Consider the following 20,828-nt stretch of genomic DNA (forward strand, 5'->3'; position numbering starts at 1 on the left):
ACATGCTGAACACTGTTCGTGCCCGCCGTGGCATGGTGACATCACCGCATCATCTCGCCAGCGAGGCGGGACTGCGGGTGCTGCGCGAAGGCGGCAATGCGGTTGAGGCGACGATCGCCATGGCGGCGGCGCTGGCCGTCGTCTACCCGCACATGACCGCGATTGGCGGCGACGGCTTCTGGCTGATCGGCGCGCCGGGCGAGACGCCCGTCGCCATCGACGCCTGCAGCCGAGCGGCGGCGGCGGCGATGCCGGAACTCTATTTCCGCGCCGGGTTGGAGGCGATCCCCCAGCGCGGGCCGCTCGCCGCCAACACCACCGCCGGCACGGTCGCGGGCTGGGGCGAGGCACTGGCGCTGAGCGGGGAGCGCGGCGGCACGCTGCCGCTCGCGCGCCTGGTCGAGGACGCGGTCTGGCACGCCCGCAACGGCTTCGCCGTCACCGCCAGCCAGAGCGAACTGACCGCGCAGAAGCTGCCGGAACTCGGCCATATCTCCGGCTTTGCCGACACCTTCCTCACGAACGGCGCCGCGCCGGCGACCGGCTCCACCATGAAGCTGCCGGCGCTGGGCGAGACCCTGCACCGGCTCGGCATCGAGGGGACCGAGAGCTTCTATCGCGGGGCTCTGGCGCGCGAGATCGCGCAGGATCTTGCCGCCGCTGGCTCGCCGGTGACGCTGGACGACCTCGCCGCGTGCCGCGCCAGCCGGGTAACGCCGCTATCGGTGAGGCTGCCGGGCATCCAGCTCTTCAACTTTCCCCCGCCGACGCAGGGGCTGGCCTCGCTGATGATCCTCGCTCTGTTCGGCCGGCTCGGCGTGAGCGAGGCCGAGGGCTTCGCCCATCTGCACGGGCTGGTGGAGGCGACCAAGCAGGCCTTCCTCGTGCGCGACCGGCTTGTCGGCGATCCCGATTCAATGCCGGGCGACCCGCGCGACTGGCTGACCGATCAGGCGCTCGACACCCTCGCCGCCCGGATCGACCCGGCGCACGCCCGGCCCTGGCCGGCGCCGCCCTCCGCTGGTGACACGGTCTGGCTCGGCGCTATCGATGGCGACGGGCTGGCGGCCAGCTTCATCCAGAGCATCTATTTCGAATTCGGCTCAGGCATCGTGCTGCCACAGACCGGCATCGTCTGGCAGAATCGCGGCTCCAGCTTCGCCCTTGCCGGCGACGGGCCGCGCGTGCTGGCGCCCGGCCGCAAGCCGTTCCACACCCTCAACCCCGCCATGGCGCAGTTCGAGGATGGCCGGCACATGGTCTATGGCACCATGGGCGGCGAGGGCCAGCCGCAGACACAGGCCGCGCTGTTCTCGCGCTACGGCCTGTTCGGGCAGGAGCTGCAGGCGGCCATCACCGCCCCGCGCTGGCTGCTGGGCCGCACCTGGGGCGCGGAAACGGTGACGCTGAAGCTGGAAGACCGCTTCCCCCCCGCCGTCACCGACGCCCTGCGCGCGGCGGGGCACGAGGTGGAGACGGTGGCGCCCTTCGATGCCATGATGGGCCATGCCGGCGCCATCGTCCGCCAGCCGGACGGAAGGCTGGAAGGCGCGAGCGACCCGCGCAGCGACGGCGCCGCCATGGGGTTCTAGGCCCCGGCCTCACGCCCCATGAGCGTGTGGAAGCCTGCAGGACAAGAAAAAAGGGCCGCGTTTGCGGCCCTTTCAAATCGCCCAGAGGAGAGAGGCGCTCAGAACTTGTAGTTCAGGCCGACCTTGGCGGTGTGGAAGGTCGTCTTCGTGTCGAGCGTGCCGGTCACGCCCTCGGCCAGGAAGCCGCTGAACGCAGACGTCTCGCCGAGATCGACATAGAGATACTCGGTCTTCAGCGTCCAGTTGTTGTTGATGGCGTATTCGAAACCGGCACCGGCGGTCCAGCCCCAATTGGTGTCGTCAGCGGATTCGCTGAGCAGGAAGCCCGGTCCGGCGACGCTGATGCTCGACTTCACCTTGCCATAGGCCGCGCCACCCGTGCCGTAGACCAGCAGGTTGTCGAAGGCGTAGCCGAGGCGGGCGCGAATGGTGCCGAACCACTCGACTTCCGAGCCGGCATTCGCCGAGAAGCCCGCCGGGAGGAGCGGAATGGCCAAGCCGGCGTCCAGCTTGCCCTCAATGCCCGACCACTGGAAATCCGCCTCGACACCGAGCACGACATTGTTGGCGAACTGGTAGTTGTAGCCGATCTGCGCGCCGCCGAAGAAGCCGCTCGAATCGAGCGTCGCCGAGCCGCTCGCGACAGGCACGCCGTCCGACGCCACCGAGAACGGGTATTCGAACTCGTTGCCGCCATAGCCCACATTGGCGCCAAGGTAGAAGCCGGTCCAGGAAAACACCGGCTCGACCACAACCACTTCAGCCTTGGTCGGATAAGGCAGATCAGCCGCGATGGCAGCGACCGGCATGGCGGCGCTCATCAGGACAGCACCCAGCAGTATATTCTTCATTTCGCGTCCCCCAGTCAGATTACATTGCGGCAATTTACCCATTCTGAGGGATTCGCGTAGTGCAAATATGCAACACCCGCTCAAATTGAAACCATATTCAGTGCAACACCGTACCATAGTACGTCATATTGTATTATTTTACCTCGCTCAATTATTGTCCATTGCATGGTGCCATGATGCCTCTTGCCATTCGGAGAGTCCGCTGATTTGAGCGTCATGATGACTTACTCAAAGGCATCGCGAGAGCATTCCTAGAGAGCGGCGCGGGTGCCCCCAGTGCCGCACTGGCACCGCTTTTGCTAGCTTCGGCGTCCGGCCGCGCGCATGAAGGGCCGCACGCCACTTCCATGCTCGAACAGGCCATCCATGGGACCCCAAGTCGTACCCGTCGCTTCCGATCCAACCTGCCCGCCCGACGCCGATGTCGTCATCGTCGGCGGCGGCATCATCGGCACAACAAGCGCGCTCTATCTCGCCGAGCGCGGCCTCAAGGTGGCGCTCTGCGAGAAGGGCCACATTGCCGGCGAGCAATCCAGCCGCAACTGGGGCTGGTGCCGGCAGGCCAAGCGCGACCCGCGCGAATTCGAGCTGATCCGCGAGGCGCTGCGCCTATGGCGCGGCATGGACGCCCATATCGGCGCCTCGACTGGCTTTGCCACGACAGGCATCCTGTTCGCCGCCAATGACGCGAAGAAGGAAGCCTCCTTCGCCGAATGGGTAAAGGACGCAGCCGGCGCCGGCATTGCAGCCGAGATGCTGTCGGGCAGCGCGCTCGCCCGGCATATGCCCGGCGATACCAAGCCGCCGCCGGCCGCGCTCTGGTGCGCGTCCGACGGGCGGGCCGAGCCGCAAAAGGCGGCGCCGGCGATCGCCGAGGCGGCGCGCAAGCGCGGCGCCATCATCCTCACCGATTGCGCGGTGCGCGGCGTCGAGACCGGCGGCGGCCGCGTGATCGCCGCCGTCACCGAGCGCGGGCGCATCTCTACGCCCAATGTCGTGGTCGCCGGCGGAGCGTGGACGCGGCGTATTCTCGCCGATGTCGGCATCGCCCTGCCGCAGCTGAAGGTGCGCGCCAGCGTGCTGCGCACCTCGCCCGTGCCGGGCGGCCCGATGCCGGCGCTGTGGGACCATGATTTCGCCTTCCGGCGCCGGGAGGATGGCGGCTACACCCTCGCCAACGGCCATGTGAACGTGGTGCCCATCGTGCCGGACAGCTTCCGTTTCGCCCTCCCCTTCCTCCCCGCGCTGCAGATGGAATACGCCTCGCTGCGGCTGCGGCTCGGGCCGCGCTTCATCACCGAATGGCGGGAGAGTGCGCGGCGCGCCTTCGATGAACCTTCGGTCTATGAAGCGGCGCGGGTGCTCGATCCGGCGCCGGACCACGGTTATCTCCAGCAGGCCTTCGCCGCGCTGCAGCGGCGCTTCCCGGCCTTTGCCGGGGCGCGGATCGTGCAGAGCTGGGCCGGCTTCATCGACGCGACACCCGATGCGGTGCCGGTCATTTCGCCCGTCGACACTGTGTCCGGCCTGATCGTCGCCACCGGCTTTTCCGGCCACGGCTTCGGCATCGGCCCGGGCGCCGGCCATCTGGTCGCCGATCTCGTCACCGGCGCCACGCCAATCGCCGACCCGCAGCCCTATCGCCTCTCGCGCTTCTTCGACGGCTCGCGCCCGCGCCCGATGGCGGGGCTTTGAGAACACCGGCCCCGAGCGGAGACATCTGATGGTCGAGACCCTTGCCCGCCGCCCCATGCCGCGCTCGCTCTACCGGGAGACCGCGCCGCCGGCGCCGGAAACCGCCGCGCTGGCGGGCGATGTCACGGCGCAGGTGGTCATCGTCGGCGCCGGTTTCACCGGCCTCTCCGCCGCGCTGCACCTCGCCGAATCCGGCATCGACACGGTGGTGCTTGAGGCGAGCCAGATCGGCTGGGGCGCCTCCGGCCGCAATGGCGGACAGGTCAATCCGGGGCTGAAATGGGAACCGGAGGAGTTGGAGCAAGCCTTTGGCGCCGATCTCGGCGGGCGAATGGTGCGGCTCGGCGATGAGGCGCCCGGCCTCGTCTTCGACCTCATCGCCCGTCACCGCATCGACTGCGCCCCCCGGCGCGGCGGCACGCTGCGGGCCGCCCTCTCCGAACGCGCCGCCAAGGGGGTGCGCGAGTTCCAGCGGCAATGGGCGGCACGCGGCGCCGATGTGGTGATCGCGGAGGGCAAGGAGATGGCCCGCCTCACCGGCACCGGCTTCTATCCCCTCGGCGCCCATGACCGGCGCGGCGGACAGGTGAACCCGCTCGCCTATTGCCGGGGCCTCGCGCGCGCGGCACTCGCGGCCGGCGCCCGACTGTTCACCGATACGCCAGCCACGCGGCTGGGGCGGAGTGCCGGCGGCTGGGAGATCGCGACGCCGAACGGCCTGGTGCGCGCCGAGCGGGTGATCCTCGCCACCAATGGCTATAGCGACGACCTCTGGCCCGGCCTGCGGCGCAGCGTGATTCCGGTCTATTCCTCGGTCACCGCCACCGAGCCGCTGCCGCCGGAGCTGGCGGCGCCGCTCATGCCGAACGGCGTGGTGCTGTACGAGATGTCGGCCTCCTATGCCTATTACCGGGTCGATGACGCCGGCCGCTTCGTCATGGGTGGGCGCAGCGTGTTGCGGCCGGCGACCGCTCGGCAGGATTTTCGCGCGCTCGTCGATCACGCCACCCGGCTGTTCCCGGTGCTCAAGGCGGTGGAATGGACGCATCGCTGGAATGGGCAGGTCGCCGTCACCTGGGATAACCTGCCGCATCTGCACGAGCCGGAGCCGGGGCTGACCATCGGGCTCGGCTATAATGGCCGGGGCGTCGCCATGGCCACCGCGACCGGCCGCATGCTCGCCCGGCACGCCGCTGGCGGCGGGCGGGAGGCGCTCGACCTCCCCGTCACCCGCATCAAGCCGATCCTCGGCCATGCCGCCTGGCCGCTGGCGGTGAAGGCGCGGCTGAAATGGGACCGGCTGCGCGAGACCTTCCAGCGCTGAAGCTCTCGAGCGCGGAGGGGGCGGCGCCGCCGTCAGCCACCGGTGCCGCGCAGGCGCTCGGAGCGGCGGCGCAGCAGTTCCAGCGTCAGCATCAGCAGAGCGGCGAAAAAGACCAGCAGCGTCGCGGCGGCGGTAATGGTTGGCGAGATCTGCTCGCGAATGCCGGAGAACATCTGCCGCGGCAGGGTGCGCTGGTCCGGGCTGGCGAGGAACAGCGCCACCACCACCTCGTCCCAGGAGGTGACGAAGGCGAACAGCGCGCCCGATGTCACACCTGGGGCGATCAGTGGCAGGGTGATGGTGCGGAACGTCGTCCAGGGCGAGGCGCCGAGCGAGGCGGCGGCCCGGGTCAGCGTGCGGTCGAAGCCGGTGAGGGTCGCCGTCACGGTGATGACGACGAAGGGCGTGCCGAGAATGGCATGGGCGAGGATGAGGCCGAGATAGGTGTTGTTCAGCCCCACCGCCGCGAAGCCGAAGAACATCGCCACCGCCACGATCACCACCGGCACGATCATCGGCGAGATCAGGATCGACAGGATCAGCCCGGCAAAGGGGACATTGCCGCGCGACAGGCCGAGCGCGGCGAGCGTGCCGAGCCCGGTGGCGATCAGCGTGGCGAATACCGCGACGATGCCGCTGTTCTGCAGCGCGATGCGCCAGCGCTCATCGGTGAAGAAATCGACATACCAGCGCAGGCTGAGGCCCGGCAGCGGATAGGTGAACCAGGGTTCGCTGGAGAAGGAGAGCGGCATGATCACCAGGATCGGGCCGATCAGGAACAGGAACACCAGGGCGCAGAAAACCGCGAAGAGGAAATAGGTCAGCTTCTCGCGCGGGGTCGCATAGGAGGGTGCCAGCATGTCGATCAGCCCAGCTTGACCTTGTCGATTCCGACGAAGCGGTTGAACAGCGCGTAGAGCGCCAGCGTGATCAGCAGCAGAATGGCGCCGAGCGCCGAGGCCTGCCCCCAGTTCATTTCGCGATTGGTGTAGAGCGCGACGAAATAGCTGACCATCTGGTCCTGCGGCCCGCCGACCAGCGCCGGGGTGATGTAGTAACCCAGCGACAGGATGAAGGTGAGCAGGCAGCCGGCACCGACTCCGGGCAGGGTCTGCGGCATGTAGACCGAGACGAAGGCGGTGAGCGGCCCCGCGCCGAGCGAGCGCGCCGCCCGCAGATGCGAGGGGGGAATCGACTTCATCACCGAATAGATCGGCAGGATGGTGAAGGGCAGCTGGATATGCGTCATCGCCAGCACCGTGCCGAAACGGTTGAAGATGAGCTGCACCCGCTCGGTGGTCAGGTTCAGCGCCAGCAATATGTCGTTGAGCACGCCATTGCTCTGCAGCAGCACGATCCACGCGGTGGTCCGCACCAGGATCGAGGTGGTGAAGGGCAGCAGCACCAGGATCATCAGCACATTGGCGTGGCGAGGGGGCAGGATCGCCAGCAGATGCGCCACGGGATAGCCAAGCACCAGCGTCGCCAGCGTCACCAGCAGGCTGATCCAGATGGTACGGATGAAGATATCGACGAAGATCGACTGGTCGGCGAAATTGCGGCTCACCGCGCCTTCGGCATCCTGGCGCAGGTCGAGCGAGGTCAGCAGATAATAGGGCGTGAAGGTATTGCCGGCCCGCTTCATGATCGCCCAGAAATCAACTGAACCCCATTCGGGATCGGCGGCGATGAACTTCTCCCGCCACGGCCCACCGCCGCCGGCATCAATCAGCCTTCCGGCCTTCAGGAAGCGCGAGCGGGCGCCCGGTACTTCGTAATTGATGCGCTTGCCGACCAGCGCCGTCGTGCGGTCCTTCTGCGTCTGCACCAGATCCTCGGCGAATGCCGCGAACACGTCCTCGCCGGGGGTCTCCCTTCCGTCCCATGCGTCCAGTGCCGCGATGGTACGCGGCATCGTCTCGCGCACCTCGGTGTTCTCTACCGCACGCAGCAGCATCAGCCCGATCGGCAGCGCGAATACTGCCAGCACGAACAGCAGCAGCGGGGCGACGAGCGAGAAGGAGCGCGCGCGATTGACGCGCTCGGCGCGCCTGAGCTTGGTCTTGAGCGAGGTGCGGTCCACGGCGGGTCCCGCCTCGCCTTCCAAGGTGGCCACGGTCATAGGAAATCCCCCTCGGCTGGTGCCGCGCCGTCCGCCCCTGGAGCCGGTTCGATCGGGTGGAATGACCTGATCGAACCGAAGGGAGTCGGCAGCGCGATCGATTTCCGGCCGGGACACCGAGAGTCCCGACCGGCCGTCACATCATGGCGCGTTCGGGGGAGACCCCGGCGCGCCAGGGATCACTGGGCGATCCAGGTGTTGAAGCGCTTCAGCAGCTCTTCCTTGTTGTCGCCCCAGAAGACGGGATCGTTGGCGAGCGCGGTCTTGGCATTTTCCGGCGCGGTCGGCAGGTCCTTGAGGATTTCCGGCGAGACCAGCGGGGTGGCGGCGAGCAGCGCGGGGCCATAGGAGATGTATTTGGTCTGCGCCGCCTGCGCCTCGGGGCTGGAGGCGAATTCGATGAACTTGTAGACCGCGTCGAGATCCTTGACGCCCTTCGGGATCGCCCACAGGTCGTAGTCGAGCAGCTGGCCGTCCCAGACGATCTTGAAGTTCTTCTTGTCCACCTTGTTGGCGTTGAAGATGCGCCCGTTCCAGGCGGTCGCCATCACCACTTCGCCCGAGGCGAGCAGCTGCGGCGGCTGGGCGCCGGCCTCCCACCACACGATGTCGCTCTTGATGGTGTCGAGCTTCTTGAAGGCGCGATCGACGCCTTCCTTGGTCTTCAGCGTCTCATAGACCTTGTCGGCGGGCACGCCGTCGGCCATCAGCGCGAATTCGAGATTGCCGAAGGGCGTCTTCTGCAGCGAGCGCTTGCCCGGCCACTTCTTGGTGTCGAACAGGCCGGCGATGGTGGTCGGGCCGTCCTTAATCTTGTCGGCGTCATAGGCGTAGATGGTCGAATAGATGATGGTCGGGATGCCGCACTCGAAGGTGGAGCCCTTCACGAAGGCGGCCTCGCCGCCGAATTTGGAATAGTCGATCGGCGTCAGGAACCCCTCGTCGCAGCCCTGCTGCGCGGTGGCGGCGTCGACGTCGACGGCATCCCAGGTGGTGTTGCCGGATTCGACCATGGCGCGGATGCGCGCCGCCTCGCCATTATACTCTTCCTGGACGATCTTCACCCCGGTCTTGGCGGTGTAGGGCTTGTAATAGGCCTCCTCCTGGCTGGTCTGGTAGGCGCCGCCCCAGGAGGTGATGGTGAGGCTGTCCGCTGCGAAGGCGGCCCCGCAGGTCGCCGAAAGGGCGAGCGCGGAGAGGGTCATCGTCAGCGACTTCAGCGGCACGAGCGACTTCAACTGCATGGTCATTCCCTTCGGATCGGTTGGCGGGAGGCGTCAGGGGGCAGGCGTCAGGCCGCGTCGAGGGCGCGGCAATCCTGCGCGCGCCATCCAAGCGGTATGCGGGAGCCGACAGAGAAGACCGGCCGGTCCTCGACATTGCCGACTTTCACGACCACATCGGCGCCGCTGTCGAGCACGCAGCGCACGCGCACATGGTCGCCGAGGTAGATCATCTCGGCGACCACGGCCTCGAAATGGTTGTCGAGGGGACCGCCGGGCGGGGCGATCTTGACCCGCTCGGGACGGATGGAGAGCAGGCAGTCCTCGCCCACCCGCGCCGCATCGGTGAGGGTGGCGGTGACGACATCGCCATTGGCCAGCACGACCGAGCACAGCGTGCCATTGGCCGCCTCGATGCGGCCGGGAAGCCGGTTGTTTTCGCCGATGAACTGGGCGACGAAGGAATTGGCGGGGCTTTCATAGAGTTCGGCCGGCGGGGCGACCTGCTGGATGATGCCGGCATTGAACACGGCGACGCGGTCCGACATGGTCAGCGCCTCGCTCTGGTCGTGGGTGACATAGACCACGGTGATGCCGAGGCGCTCATGCAGATGGCGGATCTCCATTTGCATGTGCTCGCGCAGCTGCTTGTCGAGCGCGCCGAGCGGCTCGTCCATCAGCACCAGCTTCGGCTCGAATACCAGCGCCCGGGCGAGGGCGACGCGCTGCTGCTGGCCACCGGAGAGCTGGCCCGGCATGCGCGTGGCGAAGCTGCCCAGATGCACCATGTCGAGCGCCTTGGCGACACGCTCGGCGATCTCCGACTTCGGGAGGCCCCGCACCTTCAGGGGATAGCCGACATTCTGCGCCACGCTCATATGCGGGAACAGCGCGTAGTTCTGGAACACCATGCCGATGTTGCGCTTCTCGGGCGGCAGCGAGTCGATGCGGGCGCCGTCGAGCATGATGTCGCCGGAGGTCGGCGTCTCGAAGCCGGCGAGCATCATCAGCGTCGTGGTCTTACCCGAGCCCGACGGCCCCAGCATGGTGAGGAACTCGCCGCGGCGGATGCGCAGGCTGAGGTCCTTCACCACAAGCACTTCGCCGTCATAACTCTTCTGGACGCCGGCGAACTCGACGAAACTCTCGCTGGCACTGACCGGAAGCTTCATGGTTCCTCCTCAGACATGCCGGGCGAGGAACGTTTCGTTCCCTGCACGGCGCATCAGCCTTTCCGCATGTGCCGGATTCGCCGCAGGTGCCGACATACGGCCAGACCCCCTCGGCTTGCGCACCCCGTTCCTTCCGCAAGCGGCATGCCAAGCTGAGCCGAGCGTGCCGCCCGACCAGCCCAGGGGGCGATAAAATCGTTATGTAATAGCTACTTGTCGTATAATTTCTGGGGGCGTCGCAGGCGGAAATCGCAGCAGGATGTCCGCGTGGGCGCGTGGGACGGCGCCGATTGCGGCACGCATGCCCCGGCGTATCTGGCCCGCCTGGAAGCGCGAGAAGCTGATGCTGATTAATAAATGAGCTAGCCTGTTTTACGGGCTAGGCGTGCGAGGATACCGCGGGAACCCGCTGATTCCGCCCGTCCGGCGGACACGAGCAAAGGCCGCCCGCGGCGCAGGCACGGAACAGGAAGCATCAGGCGGCATGCCCAATCCGTCATTCCCGCTGAACACAGGCGACCTCCGCCTAAGCTGGCGGCGGCAACCGGGAAGAATGACCCTTTTCGATGCGCCGGCGGGGAGGTCGGGGAGGCTGGCGACCAAGGGGGCACCCAAGCACGAACGGCCCGACCGCCGGGCGGTCGGGCCGTCTCGTCGTTTGGCGGCGACGGCTTTCGGATGCCGTCAGAGCAGCGATTTGGCGAGCAGCATGTGGACGCCCTTATTGCCGTCCACCATCTGCGTCACCCGCAGGTTACCGGCCAGCGAGCACAGCATGTAGGCCTGGTTGCGCGAGAGATTGGTCCGCTCGCACACATGCTTGACCATTTCCCGCGTCGCCTGCTTGGCGGCATCGTCGAGATCCTCGTCAAGGCCGATCGACATCAGGTGGGTGGCGCTCTCGGCGAAGGGCCAGTCGAGCCGCATGTCCTTGCGCAGGGTCAGGCGGAACGTGCCGGTGACGCCGGTTTCCAGCGCGGTGATGCACACCTCGCCATCGCCCTGCACGCCGTGCCCGTCACCGGCGAAGAACAGCGCGCCCTCGTTGAAGACAGGCAGATACAGCGTGGTGCCGGCGCGCAGTTCCTTATTGTCCATGTTGCCGCCAAAGGCACGCGGCACCGGCGAGCCGCAGCGGCCCCAGGCCGGCGGCGGGGCGGTGGCGATGATGCCGAAGAACGGGTCGAGCGGAATCTCCGTGCCCCACGGCATGACGCAGACATTCCGCGCGTGATCGACCACCGGGTGGATGGTCTCGTAGTCGGTGAACTCGTCCGGCAACGTGCCGAGCAGCGGCAGGATGGAGACGAAGCCCCAGTCCTGGCGCACCTTCACGTCGAGAATGTCGACCTGCAGCGTATCGCCCGGCTTGGCGTCCTGCACATAGACCGGGCCGGTGATGAAATGCGGCCCCGGCCCGGGCGGCAGCGTGTCGAGGGCGGCCATGTAGTCGGCAGGAACCGGCAGGTTGTCCGGCAGCGTCTCCTTGCCGCCCGCGGGGAAGGAGTGCAGCGTCACCACATCTCCGGAGGCCACCTCCAGCACCGGCGGCGTGGAGCTGTCGAGATAGCCCAACACCATGTTCTCCGGTGTGGCGGGGATTTCGAAGCGGCGCGACATTGGAAGCTCCTGGGAATCTCTGGGATAGGGGTTCAGACGGCGATGAAGCGGGAGAGGTGATCGCGCGTCATCGTCTCGGCGCGGCCGGCCTCGACGATGGCGCCACGCGAGAGGATGACAAAGCCATCAGCCGTGTCGATGGCGAAATCGAGATATTGCTCGACCAGCAGGATCGACAGCCGCCCCTTCAGCGCCCGCAGCACCTCGCCGATCAGGGCGACGATGTTGGGCTGGATGCCTTCGGTGGGCTCATCGAGGATCAGCAGCTTCGGCTGGGTGACGAGGGCGCGGGCGAGCGCCAGTTGCTGCTGCTGCCCGCCCGAGAGCGCACCGCCGGGCCGCCTCCACATTTCGCGCAGCACCGGGAACAGGTCGATCGCCTCGTCCATGGCTGGCGTGCCATAGGTGCCGTGCGCGCGGGCGGCGGCCTCGACATTCTCGCCCACCGTCAGTTCGGAAAAGATCTCGCGGCCCTGCGGCACATAGGCGAGGCCGGCGCGGGAGCGCCGGTGCGGCGACCAGGCGGTGGCGTCCGCGCCGTCGATGCGGATGGTACCGGCGCTCGGAGCGAGCAGGCCCATCAGGCATTTGAGCAGGGTCGACTTGCCGGCGCCGTTGCGCCCGAGCACGGCGAGACACTCGCCCGGCGCGATCTCGAAGCCGATCTGGCGCAGCACCTGCGCCGAGCCGTAATGCTGATCGAGACCTTCCACTGAGAACCGCATACTCATCGCCCCAGATAGACTTCGACCACCGCCGCGTCGGCCCGGACCTTGTCCATCGAGCCTTCGAACAGCGTGCGGCCCTCGTGCAGCACGGTAACGCGGTCGGCGATGCGCTCGACGAAATCCATGTCGTGTTCGACCACGACAATGGCGCGGTCCGGTCGCTTCAGAGCGCGCACCAGCGCCGCCGTGCGCTCGGTCTCCTCGTCGGTGAGGCCGGCGACCGGCTCGTCGAGCATCAGCACCTTGGGGTCGGAGGCCAGCACCATGCCAATCTCCAGCCATTGCTTCTGGCCATGCGAGAGCTCGCCGGCGAGGCGGTGGGACTGGTCGACAAGCCCCACAATCTCCAGCACCTCGCCGACGCGATCCTCCAGCGCGGGGGCGTCGAGGCGGGTGCGGAAACCGACATCGGCGCCGATGGCGATGTGCTGACGCACGCTTAACCCCTCGAAAACGCTCGGCTTTTGGAACTTTCGTCGCAGGCCGGCGCGGGCGATGGCGGCTTCGCTGAGGCCAGTGAGATCGATGGCGCCATCGAACAGCACCCGCCCCTGCTTCGGCCGGGTGATGCCGGAGATGACGTCGAGCAGCGTGGTCTTGCCGGCGCCGTTCGGGCCGATGATGGCGCGCACCTCGCCATAATCGATCGCGAGCGACAGCTCATCCAGCGCGCGGAAACTGCCGAAGCGAACGGTGAGGCCGTCGACCAGAAGCGCGGTCAGGCTCATGGCCGCGCCTCGCCCATATCGGCGGCCAGGCGCTTGGGCCCCATGGGACGCATCAGCTTGAATTTCGCGAGGTCCATCAAGCCGTTGGGGAAGACCAGCACCACCAGGACAATCAGCCCGGAAAGGATGAACGGCCAGATCTCGGGCGCGGCGAAGGACAGCCAGAACTTCACCGCATTGACCAGCAGCGCGCCGATCACCGCCCCCACCAGATGGCCGCGCCCGCCGATCGCCACCCACACCGCGATTTCCAGCGACAATTCGGGCGAGAGCACGCGCGGATTGATGATGCCGACCTGCGGCACATAGAGCATGCCCGCCAGCATGGCGATGAGGGCGGAGAGGCACCAGACGATGAGCTTGAGCCGCAGCGTCTCGTAACCCATTGTTCTCAAGCGCGTTTCGTCGTCGCGCGTCGCCAGCATCAGCGCGCCGAAGCGGCTTTTCACCAGTCCGTTGCAGCCGGCCAGCACCCCCGCCAGCACGAGAAGCGAGACGACGGCGAGGGCGGTGATCATGCCTGACGTGCCCATTGGCCAGCCGAACAGGACCGTGAACCCGGTCATGCCATTATTGCCGCCGAAGCCGGTGTCGTTGCGGAACATCAGCAGCATGGCGACATAGACCAGCGCCTGGGTGATGATGGCGAAATACACGCCGCCGACCCGCGAGCGGAACGAGACATAGCCGAAAAGACCGGAGATCAGCGTGGTTATCACCACGGCGGCGGCCAGTGCATAGGGGAAGAACTCAAATCCGTCCCAATAAAACGGGAACTCCTTCCAGCCCATGAACTGCAGGAAATCGGGCACCGTGCCGGTGATTTCAAAGGAATGCTTGAGAAGATACATGGCGATGAGGTAGCCGCCCAGCGCGAAGAACAGTCCGTGGCCGAGCGACAAGATGCCGAGATAGCCCCAGATCAGGTCGAGCGAGATCGCCAGAACGGCGAAGGCGGCGAGCTGGCCGATGGCGTTGGCGAGGTAGCGCGACAGCGCGAACTCGGTTCCGGCCAGTCCCGCCATGGCCAAAGCGACCAGGACGATGAGGCCGATGAGGTGGACGATCGGTGCGGTGAGGCTGAACAGACCGAAGCGGTTCATTTGCGGCGCCCCTTCACGGCGAACAGGCCCTCGGGCCGCCATTGCAGGAAGGCGATGATCATCAACAGCACGATCACCTTCGCCGCCACCGCCCCCCAGAGCGGCTCGATCAGCACGTTGATCTGGCCGATGCCCAAGGCTGCCACCACCGTGCCGGCAATGGTGCCGACCCCGCCGAGCACCACCACCATGAAGGCGTCGATGATGAAGTTCTGGCCCATTTGCGGGTTCACCGAATAGATCGGCGACAGCGCCAGCCCGGCGAGCCCCGCAAGGCCCGAGCCGAGGCCGAACGCCATCATGTCGACCCGCCGTGTCGGGATGCCGATGCAGGCGGCCATGTCGCGGTTCTGCGTCACCGCGCGGATGTTGAGCCCGAACGGCGTGCGCCGCACCAGCCCCCAGGTTAGCGCCAGCGTGACGATGGCGAAGGCGATGGCGAACATGCGGTTCCAGGTGAAGATGAAGTCGCCGATCACGGGCACGCCGCCGGTGACATAGAACGGCGTCTCGAATTGCAGGTTCTGGGTGCCGAACACCACCCGCACCAGGTTCATCAGGAACAGGCTCACCGCCCAGGTGGCGAGCAGGCTCATCAGCGGGCGCTTGTAGAGATGGCGCAGCAGGCTCGCTTCCAGCGCGATGCCGATGGCGGCGGTCACAAAGAAGGCGACCGGGATGGCGAGCACCAGATACCAGTCGAGCAGCGAGGGCGCCGCCACCCGCAGCCCCTGCTGCACCAGCCAGGTGACATAGGCGCCGATCATGATCAGCTCGCCCTGGGCGAGATTGATGACGCCCATCAGCCCGAAGATGATGGCGAGCCCGATCGCCGCCATGAACAGGATGGAGGCGAAGCTCAAGCCATTATAGAGCGTCGCCAGCACGTCGCCGATGGCGATGCCGCGTTCGATGCGCAGGGTGGCGTCATCCACCGCCGCGCGGAAGTCCGGGCTGGCGGCATAGGCGGGATCGGTGGTGAGCGCGGACACCTTCGTCAGCGCGCGTCGGCTCGGCGTGTCGGCAATGCGGGCCAGCGCCCTTATGCGGGCGGCCGGGTCGGCGGCATTGAGCGCGGCGGTCTGGGCGAGGGTTTCGATGTCAGCCTTCAGCCCGGCATCGGTCTCCGAGGCGGCGGCGGCGTCGAGCAGGCCCTCGGGAATCAGCGCCGGGCGGCGCTCCAGCGTCTTCAGCGCCGCCGCGCGCTGGGCCGGCTCGGGTGCCGCGCGCAGGGCCAGCGCCGCGTCGGCAAGCTCATAGGTCGCCCGGTTCTTCAGGCTGAGAACGGGGGTGCGCGCCTCCCCCGCCGCCGGGCGCGGGGCGCGGGTCACGGCGTCGAGGCCGCTCTCGGTCAGCACCGCGCCGGCCTCGTCGCAGGCGAGCTTGCGGTCGATCACCGCGCGGGCGAGCGGCACGGCGAAGGCGCGGTCGGCCGCGTCGCCGGACATGGCGAGCCCGGTGAGCACGGCGGCCGCCTCGCCCATCGCGCTCGCATTGCCGCACAGATTGCCGATGAGGCCGGCGCGGTCGAGCGCCTGCGCCCGCGCCGTGGGGGCGAGGAGCGGGCCGCCGGCGACAAGGCCGACGAGGAAAAGAACAAAACGCGCCAGCTTCATCGGAAACTCAAGGCGGCGCATGGCGGTGGAAGGCCATGTGCGGCGGGTGAAAGGCAGGGACGGCACGGCGCCGTACCAGAATGGCCGAAGGCCGTACCGGGATCGACCCAAGAAGACGGCGGGCAATCCCGGCTCTCCGCCTCCGGCGCGGCCGGGAGGACGGCGTGCTGGCTTACTCAGCCATAGGGGCTGAACGGCACCGGCTTGGGCGTATCCTTCGACTGCCAGAGAATGTCGAAGCCCTGGGCATCATTGACCGAGCCGATGAACACGCCGCGGGCGACGTAATTGTTTTCGCCGGTCATCGAGATCTTGTAGCCCGAGGGGCAGTCGAAGGTGAGGCCGGCAAAGGCCTTGGACACTTCCGGCACGTCGAAGGAGCCGGCCTTCGCTGCCGCCATCGCCCACAGATGCACCGAGTCATAGGCCGAGACCATCGGGTCGATCGACACCGTGCCGGAGAACGGCACGTTCTTGGCCTTCACATAGGCGGCCCAGTTCTTCAGGAACGCCTCGTTTGCCGGGCCCTTGGCGTTCTGCAGATAGGCCCAGCAATTGAGATGGCCGACCAGCTTGGCGGTGTCGAGGCCTTCAAGGTCGGCCTCCACCATGTCGAGGCCGAGCACCGGAATATCGGTGGCGAGAATGCCCTGATTGGCGAATTCGCGCATGAAATCGGGAATCGAATTGCCGACCACGGTGAGCACCACCACCGGCTGGCCGCCGCCCTCGTCGGCGAAGGCGCGGATCTGGTTCACAAGGGTCTGGAAATTGGAGAAGCCGAAGGGGACATATTCCTCCTTCCAGGCGCTTTCCGGGATGCCCTTGGACTTCCAATAGCCCTTGAGCTGCTTGTTGATGGTGCGCGGCCACACATAGTCCGAACCGAGCATGAAGAAGCGCTTGGCCGAGACGCCTTCCTCGCCCATCAGATAATCCACCGCCGGCAGCACCGAGCTGGCGGGCGGCGAGTTCACATAGACGACGTTCTTGGAATTCTCGTCGCCTTCGAAATGCAGGGGGTAATAGAGCAGGCCGTTCTCCTGCTCGACCACGGGCAGCACGGTCTTGCGCGACACCGAGGTCCAGCAGCCGAACAGGGCGGAAACCTTCTCCTGCTGCAGCATCTGCTTGGCCGACTGGGCGTAGAGCGGCCAGTCGGAGGCGGGATCGGAGACCAGCACGTCGATGGTGCGCCCGTTCACCCCGCCCTTGGCGTTGATCTCGTCGGCGGCCATCTTCACCACATAGTTCAGCCGGCCTTCGAGATTGGCCATGGTGCCGGAGGAGGAGAACAGGCAGCCGAGCTTGACCGGGCCGGACTGCGCCTGCGCGTTGCGCAGGAAGGCCGGGGCACTGAGCGGGGAGGCCAGCCCGACGGCGGCAAGGCCGCTGGCCTGAAGGAGGGAACGCCGCGTGATATTGACCATGGACCACACCTCAATGTTCGGAAGGTGGGCGGATTGTGTGGAGGCGGGGCGCGGGCGCAACTTCATATAATGTTCAGCCCTGCCCAAAGCGGCGCCATAGCATGGCCCCGACGCGGCTTTCTGGCAGGATTGCCAGATAGGCCCCGTGCCGGCCGTGCCGGAGCCCGGCGGACGGGCCGGATGTCGACGCGCGGCGATGCGCGGCACGCAGCGGGCGCGGTGGCGCCCGGCAAGGTGAGGCGCCGGCCCGGCAGAGGCAGCTGAGAAAGTGCATTCACCTCGGCGGATCGCGGGTCTATAGTGCTGCTCACGAGAAGCGCACGCTGAAATTATGTGCGCCAACCGACGCGGGCCGCGGGGGCGGGGCCCGGCGCGCGTCGGCTGATCGCGATGATCTATCCGTGTCCGAATCCTGAGGACGAGCCGATGCGACGTTCGCAGTTCACCGACAACGAGATCCTCCACCTCATCCGCGAGGCCGATGCCGGCGTGTCGATCCCCGAGATCTGCCGCACCGCGCAGGTGTCGCTGCGCACCTTCTACCGCTGGCGCCGGCGCTTTGGCGGGCTCGACCAGGCGGCGGTGGCGCAGATGAAGGAATTGCAGGCAGAGAACCGGCGGCTGAAATCGCTGCTGCAAAGCCTCTCGCGTCCGCAGCGCCCGCCGGCCGGCGGCGAGGCCGGCTATCCCGGCGACGCCCGCCTCCAGCCCGCCCGCGCCTCGGCACTGGCGGCCGAGCGCTGCGGCGGCGCCGTGGTCGGCCGCTTCGCCTCGGTGCGGGTAACGCGCTGAGCGCCGTCCCTTAGCCGGCTACGCCTCTTCGCCCCGACCGCGTGTCTGGGCGTGGAAGATCAGCCGGTTGCACACCAGGATCGCCAGCAGCGAGCCGACCCCGACCAAGGTGAAGATGGCGTTGACCGAGGGGGTGAAGCCGAAGCGCATCTGATTCCACACCCAGATCGGCAAGGTGGGCGAGGTGCCGGCGAGGAACAGCGTCACCATCACGTCGTCGGCCGACAAGGTGAAGCCGAGCAAAGCCCCGCCGATGATCGCGCCCCGTATCGAGGGGAACAGCACATGGACGAAGCTCTGCCAGTGATTGGCGCCGGAATCCATCGAGGCTTCCAAGAGCGCCCCGTCCAGCCGGCGCAGCCGGGCGAGGATAATCATCAGCATCACAGGCATCACGAAACTCGCCTGGCCGATGACAATGCGCCCGACGCCGGAGGGAATCTGCGCCAGCTGCGTCGCCAGCACCATGACGATGCCGAGCACCACGCCGGGGATCGCCACCGGCACCGCCAGCGCGAACTCGAAGAAGCGCGCCCGCCGCACCCGGCCATAATGCAGCGCGAAGGCGAAACCGGTCGCCGCCACGCCTGAGACCAGCACGACCAGGAAACCCACGATCAGGCTGCGCTGCACCGCCGCGAGCATCGGCTGGTCGCCCGCCAGCTCGGCGTACCAGCGCAGCGTCGCCCCGCTGAGCGGGAAGGCCTGCACGGTGGAATCGTTGAACGACATCAGCACCATGATGGCGAGCGGAGCGTAGAGGAAGAGATAGGGCAGCGCGAACAGCACCCTTCCCCCCGCCCGCAGCAGGCGCTTGCCGGAGGTGAGCCGGTGCGTGGCCGCCGGCGGGCGGGCGCCCTCGTCGCCCGTCAGCACGCCCCGCGTCTGCCCGGCCCACATGACGAGGGCCAGGACCACGCCGACGCTGACCATCAGGCACACCGCGATCGCCGCGCCATAGGGCCAGTTATTGGCGATGCCGAATTGCGAGGCGATGACCATGCCGATCATCGTGCCGTCAATGCCGCCGACCATGGAGGGGGTGACGTAGTCGCCGACCGTCATCAGGAAGGCGAGCGAGAAGCCGATGGCGACGCTCGGGCGCGAGAGCGGCCACACCACATGGCGGAAGGTCTGCCAGGACGAGGCGCCGCTGTCCTGCGAGGCCTCGATCAGCGCGTGCGGGATCTTCTCCAACCCGGTGAAGATGGCGATGAAACAGAACGGAATCGAGATGTAGGTGTAGGTCAGCAGCACCGAGAAGCCGGTATAGAGAAACGCCTCGCTCGGCTGGTCGAGCAGGCCGCTGCCGACCAGCGCCGAGTTCAATATGCCGTTCTGGCCCAGAATCATCCGCCAGGCGAAGACCCGCATCAACAGGCTGATCCAGAGCGGGATGATGACCAGCAGCACCAGCACCGAGCGGTTCTTCTGCACCACGCGCGCAGCGTAATAGGCCATGGGATAGGCGATGAGGCAACCGATGGCGGCGGCGCCGAAGCTGGTGGCCAGCGTCTTCACCAGCAGGAACTGGAAGCTCGATGACTTCCATAAGCGGAGATAGCTGGCAAAGGACGGGTCGAAGACGATGAACCCATTGGAGGTGCGCAGGAAGCTGGTGCCGATAAGCAGCAGGTTCGGCACCAGCACGAGGGCGATGAACCAGGCATAGACCGGCCAGCCGAGGACGCTGATCCGGTGGAAGCGCAGGGAGCGTGCGGGGGCGAGGGGCATGTCGGAGGCGATGTCAGCCATGGAACACCGTCGCCTGGCCGGGATCGAACATCACCCGCACCGGCCGGCCGGGACGGTAGCCCTCGCCGCCCATTGTGGGCACGGCGGCGATGATGCTGTGGTCGCCGCAGCGCACATTCACCTCCAGCGCATTGCCGAGGAACAGCACGTCCTCAACCACACCCTCGATAGCGCAGGCCTCGCCTGAAGGATGGCCGGCATCGGCGAGGCGCACGCATTCGAAGCGGATCGCCATCCGCGCCGGGCCGGAGCGCGGCACCGACACACCGGGTAGCACCCGCCCGCCGAGCAGGGCGGTGAGGTTGCCCTCATGCGGCGCCGCCTCGATCGGCAGCAGGTTGGAGCGGCCGACGAACTGGGCGACGAATTCGGAGGCCGGGTCGAAATAGATCTCCCGCGGCGTGCCGAGCTGGGCGATGCGCCCCTCGCTCATGACCGCCACCCGGTCGGACATGGACAGCGCCTCGCCCTGGTCGTGGGTGACATAGACGAAGGCGATGCCGAGCTCGCGCTGCAGCGAGACCAGCATGTGCTGCATCTGCTGGCGCAGGCGCAGATCGAGCGCACCGAGCGGCTCGTCGAGCAGCAGCACGCGCGGCCGGCAGACGATGGCGCGGGCCAGCGCCACACGCTGGCGCTGGCCACCCGAGAGCTGATGCGGCATCCGGGCGGCGAAGTCGCCCATGCTGACGAGCGCGAGACAGTCGCGCGCCTTGGAGAGGCGCTCGGCCTTGCGGGCGCCGGCCATGCGCAGAGGATAGGCAACGTTCTCCAAGACGCTCATATGCGGAAACAGCGCATAGGACTGGAACACGGTGCGCACATCGCGGCGGAAGGGCGGGACATCGGTGATGTCCACGCCGTCCATCAGCACGCGCCCGACATCGGGCCGCTCGAAGCCGGCGATCATGCGCAAAAGCGTGGTCTTGCCCGAGCCGCTGGGCCCGAGGATGGAGAAGAACTCGCCCGGCGCCACGGTTAGGGAAATCCGGTCGAGCGCCGGCCGGGCCGCCCCGTCATAGGTCTTGTCGATGCCGGCGAGCGCCAGGATCGCCTGCGAAGTCTTCGCCATCTCTC

The 20,828-nt window shown here is 67.3% G+C and carries 17 protein-coding genes; 4 read left to right on the forward strand and 13 right to left on the reverse strand.

Annotated elements, in window-relative coordinates:
- Positions 1-2 precede the first annotated feature (2 nt).
- On the forward strand, positions 3-1,592 hold the full coding sequence (locus tag BLO63_RS17430; protein ID WP_091443219.1) for a gamma-glutamyltransferase family protein: 1,590 nt from the start codon (positions 3-5) through the stop codon (positions 1,590-1,592).
- 98 nt (positions 1,593-1,690) lie between these two features.
- Here the strand turns inward: BLO63_RS17430 and BLO63_RS17435 are convergent, their stop codons facing one another.
- Complete coding sequence (locus BLO63_RS17435; RefSeq protein ID WP_091443222.1) at positions 1,691-2,443, reverse strand: outer membrane protein; 753 nt, start codon at positions 2,441-2,443, stop codon at positions 1,691-1,693.
- Positions 2,444-2,809: 366 nt separating this feature from the next.
- Here BLO63_RS17435 and BLO63_RS17440 point away from each other — a divergent pair, with 366 nt between their 5' ends.
- Entirely contained in the window at positions 2,810-4,138 is a 1,329-nt protein-coding gene (locus BLO63_RS17440; protein WP_091443225.1) for an NAD(P)/FAD-dependent oxidoreductase, read from the forward strand.
- Positions 4,139-4,166: 28 nt separating this feature from the next.
- Positions 4,167-5,462: an NAD(P)/FAD-dependent oxidoreductase gene (locus BLO63_RS17445; RefSeq protein WP_091443228.1), complete on the forward strand. Its 1,296-nt coding sequence runs from the start codon at positions 4,167-4,169 to the stop codon at positions 5,460-5,462.
- 32 nt (positions 5,463-5,494) lie between these two features.
- On the opposite strand, the gene BLO63_RS17450 is transcribed toward BLO63_RS17445, so the two are convergent.
- From BLO63_RS17450 to BLO63_RS17495, 10 genes are all read right to left on the reverse strand, one after another.
- The gene (locus BLO63_RS17450) at positions 5,495-6,322 is read right to left on the reverse strand and encodes an ABC transporter permease (RefSeq protein WP_091443231.1); all 828 of its coding nucleotides are present in this window, start codon (positions 6,320-6,322) and stop codon (positions 5,495-5,497) included.
- A gap of 5 nt (positions 6,323-6,327) precedes the next feature.
- A complete protein-coding gene (locus tag BLO63_RS17455) occupies positions 6,328-7,584 on the reverse strand; it encodes an ABC transporter permease (RefSeq protein WP_091443234.1) in 1,257 nt (418 codons plus the stop codon).
- A 179-nt stretch (positions 7,585-7,763) separates the two neighbouring features.
- On the reverse strand, positions 7,764-8,789 hold the full coding sequence (locus BLO63_RS17460) for an ABC transporter substrate-binding protein (protein ID WP_205409361.1): 1,026 nt from the start codon (positions 8,787-8,789) through the stop codon (positions 7,764-7,766).
- Positions 8,790-8,875: 86 nt separating this feature from the next.
- Positions 8,876-9,979 carry an ABC transporter ATP-binding protein gene (locus BLO63_RS17465; protein WP_091443237.1) on the reverse strand — a complete coding sequence of 368 codons (1,104 nt, stop codon included), beginning with the start codon at positions 9,977-9,979 and terminating at the stop codon, positions 8,876-8,878.
- Between the two features lie 684 nt (positions 9,980-10,663).
- The gene (locus BLO63_RS17470) at positions 10,664-11,599 is read right to left on the reverse strand and encodes an acetamidase/formamidase family protein (protein WP_091443240.1); all 936 of its coding nucleotides are present in this window, start codon (positions 11,597-11,599) and stop codon (positions 10,664-10,666) included.
- A gap of 32 nt (positions 11,600-11,631) precedes the next feature.
- Entirely contained in the window at positions 11,632-12,330 is a 699-nt protein-coding gene (gene urtE / locus BLO63_RS17475; RefSeq protein ID WP_091443242.1) for an urea ABC transporter ATP-binding subunit UrtE, read from the reverse strand.
- On the reverse strand, positions 12,327-13,055 hold the full coding sequence (gene urtD, locus BLO63_RS17480; RefSeq protein WP_091443246.1) for an urea ABC transporter ATP-binding protein UrtD: 729 nt from the start codon (positions 13,053-13,055) through the stop codon (positions 12,327-12,329). The genes urtE and urtD overlap by 4 nt, the downstream gene beginning before the upstream one ends.
- On the reverse strand, positions 13,052-14,158 hold the full coding sequence (gene urtC, locus BLO63_RS17485) for an urea ABC transporter permease subunit UrtC (protein WP_091443248.1): 1,107 nt from the start codon (positions 14,156-14,158) through the stop codon (positions 13,052-13,054). The genes urtD and urtC overlap by 4 nt, the downstream gene beginning before the upstream one ends.
- The gene (gene urtB / locus BLO63_RS17490) at positions 14,155-15,774 is read right to left on the reverse strand and encodes an urea ABC transporter permease subunit UrtB (RefSeq protein ID WP_091443250.1); all 1,620 of its coding nucleotides are present in this window, start codon (positions 15,772-15,774) and stop codon (positions 14,155-14,157) included. Before urtB ends, urtC begins: the two co-directional genes overlap by 4 nt.
- Before the next feature lie 176 nt (positions 15,775-15,950).
- Positions 15,951-17,204 (reverse strand): transporter substrate-binding protein, encoded by a 1,254-nt coding sequence (locus tag BLO63_RS17495; protein WP_091443577.1) that lies wholly within the window; start codon positions 17,202-17,204, stop codon positions 15,951-15,953.
- 426 nt (positions 17,205-17,630) lie between these two features.
- Here BLO63_RS17495 and BLO63_RS17500 point away from each other — a divergent pair, with 426 nt between their 5' ends.
- Entirely contained in the window at positions 17,631-17,996 is a 366-nt protein-coding gene (locus tag BLO63_RS17500; RefSeq protein WP_162841836.1) for a transposase, read from the forward strand.
- Positions 17,997-18,014: 18 nt separating this feature from the next.
- Here the strand turns inward: BLO63_RS17500 and BLO63_RS17505 are convergent, their stop codons facing one another.
- Positions 18,015-19,751, reverse strand: coding sequence for an ABC transporter permease subunit (locus tag BLO63_RS17505; RefSeq protein WP_091443257.1), 1,737 nt, complete (start codon positions 19,749-19,751; stop codon positions 18,015-18,017).
- On the reverse strand, positions 19,744-20,823 hold the full coding sequence (locus BLO63_RS17510; protein WP_091443260.1) for an ABC transporter ATP-binding protein: 1,080 nt from the start codon (positions 20,821-20,823) through the stop codon (positions 19,744-19,746). Before BLO63_RS17510 ends, BLO63_RS17505 begins: the two co-directional genes overlap by 8 nt.
- Between the last annotated feature and the right edge of the window lie 5 nt (positions 20,824-20,828).

This window comes from Ancylobacter rudongensis (assembly GCF_900100155.1).
Classification (GTDB): domain Bacteria; phylum Pseudomonadota; class Alphaproteobacteria; order Rhizobiales; family Xanthobacteraceae; genus Ancylobacter; species Ancylobacter rudongensis.